The organism is Amycolatopsis sp. NPDC114484, assembly GCF_055633755.1.
Map to the genome: position 1 here is coordinate 145086 of NZ_JBVKDQ010000010.1, position 12585 is coordinate 157670.

Sequence of the window (12585 nt, forward strand, 5' to 3'; positions counted from 1 at the left end):
CCGCGGGCGCATGATCGAGGTCAAGACCCGCGGCGAGCTCGAGGCCATGCGGGCGGCCGGACTTGTCGTCGCCCGCACCCTGGCCGCCGTGCGCGAACTCGCGCGGGCCGGGGTCAGCACGGCCGAGCTCGACGAACTGGCCGAGCAGACGATCCGCGACGCCGGCGCGGTGCCCTCGTTCAAGGGCTACCACGGGTTCCCGGCGTCGATCTGCGCGTCGGTGAACGAGCAGATCGTGCACGGCATCCCGTCCAGCAAGCAGGTGCTCGCCGAGGGCGACCTGATCTCGGTCGACTGCGGTGCGATCCTCGACGGCTGGCACGGCGACTCCGCGGTGACGCTGGAGATCGGCGAGGTCAGCGAAAAGGACCACGAGCTGTCCGCGGCCACCGAACGCGCCATGTGGGCGGGCATCGAAGCCGTCCGCGCGGGCTCCCGGCTCACCGACATCTCGTTCGCCGTGCAGACCGCCGCCGAAAAGGCGAGCCGGGACGACGGCCGCGAATACGGGATGATCCTCGAGTACGGCGGCCACGGCATCGGCCGCGAGATGCACATGGAGCCGTTCCTGCCGAACGTCGGCAAACCCGGCAAGGGCCCGCGGCTCAAGCCCGGCATGGCGCTCGCGGTCGAGCCCATGCTGACCGGCGGCAGCGGCGAAACCCTTGAGCTGGAAGACGGCTGGACGGTCGTCACCATCGACGGTTCCCGGGCCGCGCACTGGGAGCACACCGTCGCGATCACCGAGGACGGTCCCTGGGTGCTCACCCTTCCCGAGGAGTCCTGAGCGGCCCGCGCCGCCACTCACACGGGTCGACCTGCACCCCGGTCGCCGAGCCATCGCACGGGTTGCGTACACTGTCAAGTCGGCGCGCTCATGCGCCGGTTCCAGCATGCTCGTGAATTCTCGCGAACCTCATGGACCCGGGGCCGAGTGTGGCCGAGCGCCACCCAGTAAGCAAGGACTCGAGCTCAAAGCCGATCACGCTGTGCACAACAGGCGTGCATCAGGGATTGCGGAGGACATGGCTAAGAAAGACGGGGCCATCGAGGTCGAAGGCCGCGTGGTCGAGCCGCTCCCCAACGCGATGTTCCGCGTCGAGTTGGAGAACGGCCACAAGGTCCTGGCACACATCAGCGGCAAGATGCGGCAGCACTACATCCGCATCCTGCCCGAAGACAGGGTTGTCGTGGAGCTTTCGCCCTACGACCTCTCCCGTGGTCGCATCGTCTACCGCTACAAGTGATCACGCCAGAGCCGAGCAGAGCAGGAAGCAGGAAGACGTGAAGGTTCAGCCGAGCGTCAAGAAGATCTGCGACAAGTGCAAGGTGATCCGCCGTCACGGCCGGATCATGGTGATCTGCGAGAACCTGCGTCACAAGCAGCGTCAGGGCTGACCACCGCACTGCAGCAGGCCGCTTGACGGCAACCCAACCTCCCCGTGCCTGCCGGACCGCGCGAGCGGTCCGGCGCACCCCCGGACTTCAGGCCGGGGCCGGGACACCCGCGGCGCGAGCCACGGGCACGACAGGCGAGTCGGTTCCGGAACCGGACGGGGAGCAGACCTGAAGACAAACTCGATAAAGGAGCACCAGTGGCACGACTCGCTGGCGTGGACCTCCCCCGCGAGAAGCGGTTGGAGATCGCGCTGACTTACATCTACGGGATCGGCCGTACCCGCTCGAAGCAGATGATCGCTGCTGCCGAGCTGAACGCCGACACCCGCGTCAAGGACCTCAGCGACGAAGACCTCGTCAAGCTGAAGGACTACATCGACGAAAACTTCAAGGTCGAGGGTGACCTTCGCCGTGAGGTGAACGCCGACATCCGGCGCAAGATCGAGATCGGGACCTACCAGGGTCTGCGCTGGCGTCGCGGTCTGCCGGTGCGCGGTCAGCGCACCAAGACCAACGCCCGCACCCGCAAGGGCCCGAAGAAGACGGTCGCCGGCAAGAAGAAGGCTGGCAAGAAGTGAGCACCCAGGGCAAGAAGGTCGTGCGCATGGGCGGTTCCGTCCGTCGCTCCGCGGCTTGTGTCTCGCCCAAGGCGCTCTACGCCCGCCCGATGGCGCTGCGGAACCTCTACACCGACGCCGGATCCATCATCCGGCGCGGGCAGCAGGAAGCGGTCGCCGCTCACCAAGAGAACGCGCGTTAACAGGAGAACCCTCAGAACATGCCACCCAAGAGCCGCACTGCGGGGGCCAAAAAGGTCCGCCGCAAGGAAAAGAAGAATGTCGCGCACGGTCACGCGCACATCAAGAGCACCTTCAACAACACCATCGTCTCGATCACGGACCCGACCGGCGCCGTGATCGCGTGGGCGTCGAGCGGCCACGTGGGCTTCAAGGGCTCGCGCAAGTCGACTCCGTTCGCCGCGCAGATGGCCGCCGAGAACGCTGCCCGCAAGGCCGCGGAACACGGCATGAAGAAGGTCGACGTTTTCGTGAAGGGCCCGGGTTCGGGCCGCGAGACGGCGATCCGCTCGCTGCAGGCGGCCGGCCTCGAGGTCGGCACCATCCAGGACGTGACCCCGCAGCCTCACAACGGCTGCCGCCCGCCCAAGCGGCGCCGGGTCTGAGGAACGGGGAGGAGTACTAAGAAATGGCTCGTTACACCGGCCCCGCGACGCGTATTTCGCGTCGCCTCAAGGTTGACCTCATCGGCGGCGACCAGGCGTTCGAACGTCGCCCCTACCCGCCGGGCCAGCACGGCCGCGGGCGCATCAAGGAGTCCGAGTACCTCCTGCAGTCGCAGGAGAAGCAGAAGGCTCGCTACACCTACGGCGTTCTCGAGCGCCAGTTCGTCCGGTACTACAAGGAAGCCGTCCGGCGTCCGGGCAAGACCGGTGAGAACCTGCTGCAGATCCTCGAGTCCCGGCTGGACAACGTGATCTACCGCGCCGGCATCGCCCGCACCCGCCGTCAGGCGCGGCAGCTGGTGAGCCACGGCCACTTCCTGGTCAACGGCGTCAAGGTCAACGTGCCGTCCTACCAGGTCAGCAAGTGGGACATCATCGACGTCAAGCCGAAGTCGATGGGCATGCTGCCCTTCGTCGCGGCCAAGGAGTCCTTCGGCGAGCGTCCGGTTCCGGCGTGGCTGCAGGTCGTCCCGTCGAACCTCCGCGTGCTGGTCCACCAGCTGCCGGAGCGCGCGCAGATCGACGTTCCGGTTCAGGAACAGCTGATCGTCGAGCTTTACTCCAAGTAGTTTTTGGGGGTCCAGGGGGCTCGCCCCCGGCTCGGGTCTGGGGCTCGGCCCCAGAGGATTCAGTAGCCGGTCTCTGCGATCGGCTACCGGGCGGCGGCGCCCAGAGTGCGCCGCCGCCACGCCATCCCTTCGACGTCATATGGCGGGCGTCGTCTGGAAAGGAAACTAAGAAATGCTGATTTCCCAGCGGCCGGCTCTTGGCGAAGAGACGGTCAACGAGACCCGCTCCCGGTTCACCATCGAACCGCTGGAGCCCGGCTTCGGCTACACGCTCGGCAACTCGCTGCGTCGCACGCTGCTGTCGTCCATCCCGGGCGCGGCCGTGACGAGCATCCGCATCGACGGCGTGCTGCACGAATTCACCACCGTTCCCGGGGTGAAGGAAGACGTCACCGACATCATCCTGAACCTGAAGGAACTGGTCGTGTCCTCGGAAGAGGACGAGCCGGTCACCATGTACCTGCGCAAGCAGGGCCCGGGTGAGGTCACGGCTGCCGACATCGTGCCGCCCGCGGGCGTCACCGTGCACAACCCGGATCTGCACATCGCGTCGCTGAACGGCAAGGGCAAGCTCGAGATCGAGCTCGTCGTCGAGCGCGGCCGCGGTTACGTTCCGGCCCTGCAGAACAAGCAGGCGGGCGCGGAGATCGGCCGGATCCCGGTCGACTCGATCTACTCGCCGGTGCTGAAGGTGACCTACAAGGTCGAGGCCACCCGTGTCGAGCAGCGCACCGACTTCGACAAGCTGATCCTGGACGTCGAGACCAAGCCGTCGATCACCGCGCGCGACGCGGTGGCCTCGGCCGGCAAGACGCTGGTGGAGCTGTTCGGTCTCGCTCGCGAGCTGAACGTCGACGCCGAGGGCATCGAGATCGGCCCGTCGCCGCAGGAGGCGGACACCATCGCCGCCTACGCGATGCCGATCGAGGACCTGGACCTCACCGTCCGGTCGTACAACTGCCTGAAGCGCGAAGGCATCCACACCGTTGGCGAGCTGGTCTCGCGCAGCGAGGCGGACCTTCTCGACATCCGCAACTTCGGCGCCAAGTCGATCGACGAGGTCAAGCTGAAGCTCGTCGGCCTCGGCCTCGCGCTGAAGGACAGCCCGCCCGGGTTCGACCCGTCCGCGGCTGCCACCAGCTACGACGGCGAAGGCTGGTCGGAAGGGGTCGCCGGCATCGGCGGCGGGATTTCGGACGACGGCCACGACGATGGCCAGGACTACGCAGAGACCGAGCAGCTCTGAGGCCTCGTGCCCGGACGCTGTGAGCTGAACTAGGAGAAAGTCATGCCCACCCCTACCAAGGGAGCCCGGCTCGGCGGGTCTGCCGCGCACGAGCGGCTGATCCTGGCCAACCTGGCCACTCAGCTGTTCGAGCACGGCAAGATCACGACGACCGAGGCCAAGGCCAAGCGGGTCCGCCCGCTGGCTGAGAAGCTGATCACCAAGGCGAAGCGGGGCGACCTGCACAACCGTCGCCTGGTGCAGAAGGTCGTCCGGGACAAGGACGTCGTGCACAAGCTGTTCGCCGAGATCGGTCCGCACTTCGCGGAGCGCGCCGGCGGTTACACCCGCATCACCAAGACGATGCCGCGCAAGGGCGACAACGCCGCCATGGCCGTCATCGAACTGGTCTCGGAGAAGACCGTGACCTCTGAGGCCGAGCGGGCCCGCGGCACCAAGTTCGCCAAGGACGAGGTCGCCGCCGCTCCGGTCGTCGAGGAAGCCGCTGAGGCTCCCGCCGCGACCGAAGAGGCTCCGGCCGCTGACGAGGCCGCTGCCTCCGAGGGCGACGCCGACGCCAAGAAGGACTGAGTCCTGCCGGCACTGTCTGCATCGGACGAGCCCGCCGCTCCCCACGGGGAGGGCGGGCTCGTTCGTCTGCGCTTGGACGTGAGTTACGACGGCACGGATTTCTCCGGCTGGGCCCGTCAGCCCGGCCGCCGCACCGTGCAGGCTGAGCTGGAGCAGGCGCTGCACCGCCAGCCGCCGGGGGAGTCGGTGCCGAAGTCCGTGGTCGTCGCGGGCCGCACGGACGCCGGAGTGCACGCGACGGGGCAGGTCGTGCACGTCGACGTCGTCCCGTTCGCACCTGGTGCGCCGGGCCGGATCCCGGTGGACGAACAGGGAATCCCGGATCTGACACGGATGCGCGGCCGCTGGAACAAGCTTCTGCCCGCCGATGCGCGGGTTTTGCACGCGAGCGTGGCCCCGACGGGTTTCGACGCCCGGTTCTCGGCCATCCGCCGGCACTACCGTTATCGCGTCTCGGATGCGCCGTGGGGCGTCGATCCGTTGCGCCGCAACGACACTCTGGCGTGGGGCCGTCCACTGTCGACAGAGCGGATGAACGCCGCCGCCCGGTCTCTGTTGGGGCTGCAGGACTTCGCCGCGTACTGCAAACAACGCGAGGGCGGCACGACGATCCGCGAGCTGCAGCGGCTGGAGTGGAGCCGGATCGACGAGCATCTGCTGGAAGTCCGGGTCAGTGCGGACGCGTTCTGCCATTCGATGGTCCGCAGCCTGGTCGGGGTGTTGCTGCTCGTGGGGGACGGCCGGCGCGGAACCGATTGGCCTGGCGAGGTTTTGGCGAGCGGGGCGCGGGACAGCGCGGTAGCCCCGGCGCACGGATTGACGTTGACGGCGGTGGATTACCCGCCGGACGAGCTGCTGGCCGCGCGGGCGGAGCAGACGCGGAATGTGCGGTCGTCGACCGAGCTTTAGCCGCCGGACCAGCTGAAAGAGCCGCCCATTCATGATACCAAAGTGGTATCATGAACCTCATGGCGATGACTTTGCGGTTGAACGACGAGTTGGAGCGTGCGCTCGCGTTGCTTGCCGAGGCGGACGGGGTGAGCAAGCACGAAGCGGTGGTGCGGGCGATCGCGGACGCCGCTGCCCGCCGGGTCCGGGACGACCGGGTGCGCGACCTTTCCAGCGACGGCCGGGCCCGCTACGCCTCCCTGCTTGATCGCCTCGCGCAGTGATCGACTACCTGACGCTCGACGATCTGCTCGCGCTGTCCGCCGATCTCGGGGTGCCCCGGGTGCGCGATCTGGGCTTGCTCGACGCGGCGGCGCACCGGCCGCAGTCCTCGCTGATGGGGCAGGACGCGTATCCGGATCTGCATGAGAAAGCCGCGGTGCTGCTGGAATCGATCGTCCGCAACCACCCGCTGATCGACGGGAACAAGCGGCTGGGCTGGATGTCGGTGTACGTCTTCTACGGGCTCAACGGCTTCGACCTGGACGCGCCGGAGGACGACGCGTACGACCTGGTGATCGCGACCGCGACCGGGACTTTGCCGTACCAATCGGTGGCTGAGCGCTTGGCGGAGTGGGCCAGGGACATCAATGTCCCGCCGAATATGAAGAGCTGGACCGCTGCCGAACACCGCGAACTGTGAAAAGGCCTCCTTGCCGGGATTCCGGCAAGGAGGCCTTCGCTGTTCTGGCGGTTCTCAGTCGCCCCGGCGAACCGGGCCGAGCAGTTGCTGTTCCTTCTGCGTCGTGACCAGCCGCAGCGGACGCCACAGGTTCGTGCCCAGCGCGACGACCTGGTCGTCCTTCAGCGTGGTCAGCTGGCGCATCATCTGCGGCGGCAGCCGCCAGATCCGGGCGGCCAGTTCGGCCTGTCCGGCGGGCAGCCGCTGCATCAGCACGAGGTCCGCCGCGTTCGCCGTGGTGCCTGCCTGCGGGTGCAGGTACGGCAGCACGTACACCGTGGTCTGCCACGGCGACCGGGGCGGGAACAGGTCCTGCGGGGTCGGGCCGCCGTCGGTCACCACGAGCAGCGGGGCGTCCTCGGACGGGCGCGGCAGTTCGACCGGGGAGAGCCGGCGGATCTGCACCAGCGGCGACGGACGTCCGTCGCGGCTTCCGGCCGCCTGCTGCAGCACCTGCCACGCCGCGGGACGACCGGTGGCCACGACCACCCAGGCACCCGTCGCCAAAGCGCGCATCGCGACCTGGCGGGCCAGATAGAGGCCGCCGACGAGCACGATGCGGGTCGGCTGCGAGCGCAGTGCCGACACCGTCAGCGGTTCGCCCTTGAGGCCGGAGCCGAGGACGACGCCGCCGCGGTCGCCGGACGGGCTGATCGCGTCGAGCATGGCCGGGTCGACCGTGAATTCCGGGGCGACACCTGAGTTCTGCCCAGCGTCCCGAACTCGCGTGCTCATGCGGTCCCTCCGATCGGCAGCGTCGCGGAGAATGCCGAGATCTGCATGCCCTTCAACGGGGTCAGGTCGACGTCCAGCCGCTCCGCGATGCTCTGCAGCCGCTGGTCGGCCGCGTCCAGCTCGCGCGGGTTGCGTGCGCTGAGCCGCACCACGCCGCGCAGGCCGATGCGGCCCTCGTCGGCGGACGGCGAGATCGCCATGGCGACCGTCGCGGACAGCGCGCGCACGCTGGTGAGCCCGTTGAGGCTGCCGCTGATCTTGCCCTTGGGCCAGCCGGTGATCGCGTAGCTGGAGTGCCCGATGCCGGCCGCGGTGACGCCGGTCCAGCTCTCCTGCAGGCTGACCTTCTCGTTCGAACCGGCGACCGCGGTGAGCTCGGCCGCCGAGATGCTGGCGCGCAACAACTCGTCCGGGTCGAGCGGCCGCGTCGGCACGCCCTGGGACTCCAGGGCGTTGCGCACCCGCGACAGCGCACCGATCATCGCGCGGTGCGCGCCGACGACGCCGCCGCCGCGTTCCCGGATCGCCTCGGGGCAGCGCCGCGGGTCGAGCCGGACCGCGATCCACGTGGTCCGGCGGGCGGCCGCGGGCAGCGGGCCGAGCACCTCGAGATAGGAGCTGAGCGCCGGGGCGTCCGCGGGCATCGCGGCCGAACCCGGGTAGCTGTGCCAGATCATCTGGATGGAGTCCAGCAGCACGCCGCGGTCTTCCAGGCACGGCGCGAGCGCGGACAGCGGAAGGCTGGGCGCGCCGCCTGCTTGGGAGATCATCGCCGGCATCGGCTCGACGAGCAGGACCGCGGTCCAGGTGCCGTCGTTCCAGGCGATGCCGACTTCCTGCCGTTCGTGGTCGACGGCGTGCGCCACCACGAGGTCCGGCACCGCCAGCCGCAGCAGGCTGACGCGCGCGTCCTCCGGGCCGGTTACGGCGCTTTCCTCGGCGAGTTCCTCGATGCTGGTCGGCGGCGGAGGGGTCGCGACGCGGCCGTGCGAGCGGAACCGGTACCGCAGCGTCAGCGAGAGCCACTGGGTGAACCAGCGTCCGCCGACGCGCAGGAACGCCAGGATCAGGCCGAACGCCGCGACGCCGATCGCGACGTACTTGAGCTGCATGTTGATCGCGAGCAGCACGAGCCCGATCGCGACGCCGACTTCCAGCACGACGAGGTTGACCACCGGCAGCGGGCCGAGCGAGATGCCGCCGGAACGCCGCCGCGAGGGCGGGGCCATCCGGAGTGCGGTCGCCGTGGCGCCACCGGTCGGTGCGGGTTCGCTGTTTTCGGGGCCGCCGCCGCTCGGGCCTCCAGGGCCGCCGGGACCACCCGGTCCGCCGCCTCCGGGACCGCCCGGTCCGCCGGGACCGCCGCCGCCAGGGCCGCCCGGACCACCGGGGCCGCCGCCTCCGGGACCGCCTGGGCCGCCGGGACCACCGGGACCACCGGGACCATTGCCCCCGGGACCGCCTGGACGCGGACCGCCGGGTCCGCCGCCGCCAGGACGTCCAGTGCGCGGGCCGGTGGGGCCACCAGGTCCGCCAGGGCCGCCGGGACCACCCGGTCCACCAGGGCCAGGCTTAGGCCCGCCCGGTCCGCCGGGACCCGCGGGACCGCCGGGGACGCCAGGCTTGGGGCCAGGCGCGCCGGGCTTCGGAACGCCGGGTCCGGGAGTGACCGGTCCGCCGGGCCGTCCGGGGCCGCCAGGTCCGCCGGGACCGCCAGGCCCGCCGGGAACGGGAGTACGAGGAGGCATGCCGGGTCCGCCGGGAGCCGCACCGGGTCCGCCGGTTCTGCCGGGCCGCTGCGGCGGACCCGGGGGACGTCCCCCGGGAGGCGGTGGCGGTCCCTGCGGACCAGGCGGACGTGGAGGCGTGCTGACGGACATCCGCGCGTTCTCTTCCCCTCGTGAGTGCTGCGTACCCGGAAAGCCGGTCCCGGGATGCCTGACCCTAACCGGAGTTGGTAGAAACCCCACACCAGACGGTCCCCGTACGGCTATCCTGCGGAACCGTACCGCGACGGGGAGGACTGTAGGTCGAGAATGCCATCAACACCCACGACTAAGTCTCAGGTTCAGGCATACAAGTTCGTCCTGCGCAGGATGCAGTCCGCGCTGGTCCGCCGCGACGCGGTGATGTTGCACGACCCGATGCGCTCGCACGGGCGCGCGACCGCGGTCGGCGTGATCCTCGGTGTGCTGGGCGCCGTCGTTTTCGTGCTGTGGGGCCTGTTGAGCCCCGCGCCCGCGGTGCCGTCGTCGGACAACATCGTGATCGGCGAGCAGTCCGGCACGGTGTATGTCGTCACCGGGAATCCGGCACGGCTGATCCCCACGTTCAACCTCGCGTCGGCGCGGCTGATCCTCATGGCGCAGAAGCAGCAGGGCGGCCAGGGACAGCAGGGCGGCCAAGGCGGCCAGCCGCAGGCGGCCGAGGCGAAGAACCCGACTGTCGTCTCCGATGAACAGTTGAAGAACATGCCGCGCGAGAAGCTCACCGGCATCCCGGACGGTCCGCAGCTGCTGCCGTCGGCGGACCAGCGGACCACTCCCAACTGGGCGGTCTGCGACGAGGTCGTGCTCGACCCGTCGCTGCCGCAGCAGGACGCGGCGAACAAGACCAACACGGACGTGATCGCCGGCATCGACAAGCTCGGCAGCGAACTGCAGGAGAAGCAGGCGCTGCTCGGCGACGCGGGCAACGGCAAGACGTACCTCATCTACCGGCTGCCCGCGACGCAGAGCCGGCCGAACTCGAACACCGTGCGCGCCGAGGTCCCGTCCGGGGCCAACGACCCGGTGCGGTCCGCGCTTCAGCTGCCGTCGAAGTCGCGCAAGGTGTCCCAGGCCCTCCTGAACGCGATCCCGGAGGTCACCAAGCTGACCCCGCCGCTGGTGGACGGCGACGGCACGACGCCCTCGAGCAGCTTCGACGGCCTGACCGTCGGCAACGTCTTCTCGACCCAGCCGACCGGCGGGGCGCAGGAGTTCTGGCTCATCGCGAAGAACGGCATCCAGAAGGTGTCGCCCGCGGTCGCGGACATCGTCCGCACGGCGAAGAGCGGCGGCACGGCCACCACGCCGACGCTGGGCCTCGACAAGATCAACAACGTCAAGGTGTTGCAGCAGGGCGACTCCGGCTACGTGAAGGTCGACAACTACCCGCAGGTCGTCCCGACCGTTCTCGACGCCACGCAGGGTTCGCCGGTGGCGTGCCTCGGCTGGACCCTCAACGCCGACCACAGCCAGGCGCACACCTCGGTCTACATCAACAAGCAGATCCCGGTGGAGAAGAACGCCGACGGCACCTCGAAGATCATCAGCGTCGGCAACACCGGCCCGAACGGCGTGCCGATCACCGGGTTCTACATGCCGACCGGGTACGGCGCGGTGGTGCAGTCGGCCACCGAATCGAGCGCGACCTTCGGCAAGGGCCCGATCCAGCTGATCTCCGACCGCGGCATCCGCTACGGCGTGCCGGACGCGGCGACCGCGGACGAGCTGGGGCTGAACAACCGGCTGCCGGCCCCGGAGTCGATCATCGGGCTGCTGCCGACCGGGGCGTCGCTGAACGTGCAGAACGTGATGAAGCAGTTCGATTCGGTGCCGATCGACCCGAACGCGGGCTCGTACAAACCGCAGGCGGCCGGACAGCAGCAACCTGCCGGGAACTGACGGCGGGTTCCGTCCGTCACACTCGGACATAGCCGGGTGAGCGGAGGGACGAACGTGGCAGCGCCGGGAAGCAGTCCGGGAACAAGCGCCGTGCGGATCGACGGCGCGGTCGTCGGCGGCTACGCGGCGAAAGTCGCGCGGGCGGCCGACGAACTGGAGACCGCCGCGGGCGAGGTGGGCGCGGGAGCGACTACGGCCGAGGCGTACGGCGAGCTAGCCGCGCGCCTGGGCGTGCCGGAGTCGTACGCGCGGGCTTCGCAAGCGTTGCGCGGCCAGCTCACCGCCGGGGTGGCCGCGCTGCGGTCGGTCACCGCGGCGCTGGAGCAGCTCACCACCGGCCACACCGAGCGGGACGCCGACGCGGGCGAGCGGATCGAGCGCGCCGGGAGGATCTCGTGACGGAGCCGTCTGTGGCGTACGTGACCGAGCTCGCGCGCGAGCTGGGCGTGACCGATCCGGTCGCCACCTACTACCGGCCGCTCACCGGCCGCTGGGAGGAACTGGACGCGGAGGCCGAGAGCCTGCGCGCCGCGGCCCGCACGGCGGCCCGGGTGTCCACCGACCTCGCGGAGGACCTCGGCCGGATCGACGCGTCGTGGTCCGGGCCCGACGCGGACGCGTTTGTCGCCTATCTAGGCGAAATTCGCGCCGCGAGCGAGGGGGCCGAGGACGCGCTCGACGCGCTCGCCGGTTCGATCGACCAGCTCACCGAATCGCTGCGCAAGATCGCGGGCGCGGCGGAGGAGGTGCTGGTCGACGCCGCTGACCTGCTGTCCGAATCGGCGATGCTGCCCAGCGGCGGCGCTTCGCGGGCGCGTTCGCAGATGCGGGAGACCGAGCAGTCGCTGAAGTCCTTGCACGAGGCGGCGGAGGACGTGCTGCGCGAGTTCGGCCGGTTGTGCGCCGGGGTGGACGCTCCGGCGGGGAGCCCGTCGAGCATCGAGCTGCGGCACCACTATCCGGCGGAGCAGTTCCGCCTGCACGACGCTGACGGGCCCGCGAGCGCCCCGGCGGGTGCCGCGTCCGGGACCAGTCCGTCGGCCGACGCCGCGGCGGGGGAGTCCACAGTGGCCTCTTCGGCGTCCTCTTCGGACGATTCGGTGAGCCCGTCCGCCGCGGAGACTTCCCATCACGGCAAGGAAACCGCCGCCGATCCGCGGCTGGAGCAAGGCCAGGCGGGCCTCCCGCCGGTCGAGCCGGTCGCCCCGGCCCCGCAGTCCGCGGCGGCGAATCAGGGCTCGGGCACGTCGATGATGCCGATGATGGGCTTCGCCGGAATGGGCGGCGGAGGCGGTGGCGGCGGAAGTTCGCAGCACAAGCCGAGGCAGCGGACGGCGGCGAAGACGTCCGAGATCTTCGGCGAGCCCGCGCAGGTGACTCCTCCGGTGATCGGCCAGGACCCGCCCGCGCGGCGGCCGGAGAAGGACGGGAAGCCGCCGAAACCCGGAAAATGACCGGGAAGGCCGCTCGCCGCGATCTCCGCGGCGAGCGGCCTTTTCCGTGCCCGGAACCGGGCACTCTCCATT

General features: G+C 70.0%; 17 protein-coding genes. 15 read left to right on the forward strand and 2 right to left on the reverse strand.

What is annotated here, in order from left to right; all coding sequences use genetic code 11:
* The first annotated feature begins 10 nt into the window (after positions 1–10).
* The 12 genes from map to ACZ7SW_RS24640 all read left to right on the forward strand — a co-directional run bounded on the left by map (position 11) and on the right by ACZ7SW_RS24640 (position 6617).
* Entirely contained in the window at positions 11–787 is a 777-nt protein-coding gene (gene map, locus ACZ7SW_RS24585; RefSeq protein WP_354748220.1) for a type I methionyl aminopeptidase, read from the forward strand.
* Positions 788–1025: 238 nt separating this feature from the next.
* Positions 1026–1247: a translation initiation factor IF-1 gene (infA, locus tag ACZ7SW_RS24590; protein ID WP_004558881.1), complete on the forward strand. Its 222-nt coding sequence runs from the start codon at positions 1026–1028 to the stop codon at positions 1245–1247.
* A 37-nt stretch (positions 1248–1284) separates the two neighbouring features.
* A complete protein-coding gene (rpmJ, locus tag ACZ7SW_RS24595) occupies positions 1285–1398 on the forward strand; it encodes a 50S ribosomal protein L36 (RefSeq protein WP_004558882.1) in 114 nt (37 codons plus the stop codon).
* Positions 1399–1595: 197 nt separating this feature from the next.
* Complete coding sequence (gene rpsM / locus ACZ7SW_RS24600) at positions 1596–1976, forward strand: 30S ribosomal protein S13 (protein WP_009072337.1); 381 nt, start codon at positions 1596–1598, stop codon at positions 1974–1976.
* Complete coding sequence (locus tag ACZ7SW_RS24605; protein ID WP_470232715.1) at positions 1973–2158, forward strand: hypothetical protein; 186 nt, start codon at positions 1973–1975, stop codon at positions 2156–2158. Before rpsM ends, ACZ7SW_RS24605 begins: the two co-directional genes overlap by 4 nt.
* A gap of 18 nt (positions 2159–2176) precedes the next feature.
* Positions 2177–2581, forward strand: a complete 405-nt coding sequence (rpsK, locus tag ACZ7SW_RS24610; protein WP_009072340.1) for a 30S ribosomal protein S11 — start codon at positions 2177–2179, stop codon at positions 2579–2581.
* 23 nt (positions 2582–2604) lie between these two features.
* On the forward strand, positions 2605–3210 hold the full coding sequence (gene rpsD, locus ACZ7SW_RS24615) for a 30S ribosomal protein S4 (RefSeq protein ID WP_470232716.1): 606 nt from the start codon (positions 2605–2607) through the stop codon (positions 3208–3210).
* A gap of 172 nt (positions 3211–3382) precedes the next feature.
* On the forward strand, positions 3383–4456 hold the full coding sequence (locus ACZ7SW_RS24620) for a DNA-directed RNA polymerase subunit alpha (protein ID WP_009072342.1): 1074 nt from the start codon (positions 3383–3385) through the stop codon (positions 4454–4456).
* A gap of 42 nt (positions 4457–4498) precedes the next feature.
* Entirely contained in the window at positions 4499–5026 is a 528-nt protein-coding gene (gene rplQ, locus ACZ7SW_RS24625; protein WP_470232717.1) for a 50S ribosomal protein L17, read from the forward strand.
* Positions 5027–5098: 72 nt separating this feature from the next.
* Positions 5099–5935 carry a tRNA pseudouridine(38-40) synthase TruA gene (truA, locus tag ACZ7SW_RS24630; RefSeq protein ID WP_470232718.1) on the forward strand — a complete coding sequence of 279 codons (837 nt, stop codon included), beginning with the start codon at positions 5099–5101 and terminating at the stop codon, positions 5933–5935.
* Between the two features lie 59 nt (positions 5936–5994).
* A complete protein-coding gene (locus ACZ7SW_RS24635; protein WP_470232719.1) occupies positions 5995–6198 on the forward strand; it encodes a CopG family transcriptional regulator in 204 nt (67 codons plus the stop codon).
* Complete coding sequence (locus tag ACZ7SW_RS24640; RefSeq protein WP_470232720.1) at positions 6195–6617, forward strand: type II toxin-antitoxin system death-on-curing family toxin; 423 nt, start codon at positions 6195–6197, stop codon at positions 6615–6617. The genes ACZ7SW_RS24635 and ACZ7SW_RS24640 overlap by 4 nt, the downstream gene beginning before the upstream one ends.
* 54 nt (positions 6618–6671) lie before the next feature.
* Here the strand turns inward: ACZ7SW_RS24640 and ACZ7SW_RS24645 are convergent, their stop codons facing one another.
* Together ACZ7SW_RS24645 and eccE are read right to left on the reverse strand one after the other, a co-directional pair.
* Positions 6672–7391 (reverse strand): hypothetical protein, encoded by a 720-nt coding sequence (locus ACZ7SW_RS24645; protein ID WP_470232721.1) that lies wholly within the window; start codon positions 7389–7391, stop codon positions 6672–6674.
* A complete protein-coding gene (eccE, locus tag ACZ7SW_RS24650; RefSeq protein WP_470232722.1) occupies positions 7388–8620 on the reverse strand; it encodes a type VII secretion protein EccE in 1233 nt (410 codons plus the stop codon). The genes ACZ7SW_RS24645 and eccE overlap by 4 nt, the downstream gene beginning before the upstream one ends.
* Positions 8621–9427: 807 nt before the next feature.
* Between eccE and eccB the strand changes: the two genes are divergently transcribed.
* The 3 genes from eccB to ACZ7SW_RS24665 all read left to right on the forward strand — a co-directional run bounded on the left by eccB (position 9428) and on the right by ACZ7SW_RS24665 (position 12513).
* Complete coding sequence (eccB, locus tag ACZ7SW_RS24655) at positions 9428–11059, forward strand: type VII secretion protein EccB (RefSeq protein ID WP_470232723.1); 1632 nt, start codon at positions 9428–9430, stop codon at positions 11057–11059.
* Between the two features lie 90 nt (positions 11060–11149).
* On the forward strand, positions 11150–11458 hold the full coding sequence (locus tag ACZ7SW_RS24660; protein ID WP_470232724.1) for a hypothetical protein: 309 nt from the start codon (positions 11150–11152) through the stop codon (positions 11456–11458).
* Positions 11455–12513, forward strand: coding sequence for a WXG100 family type VII secretion target (locus ACZ7SW_RS24665; RefSeq protein WP_470232725.1), 1059 nt, complete (start codon positions 11455–11457; stop codon positions 12511–12513). The genes ACZ7SW_RS24660 and ACZ7SW_RS24665 overlap by 4 nt, the downstream gene beginning before the upstream one ends.
* Positions 12514–12585 lie beyond the last annotated feature (72 nt).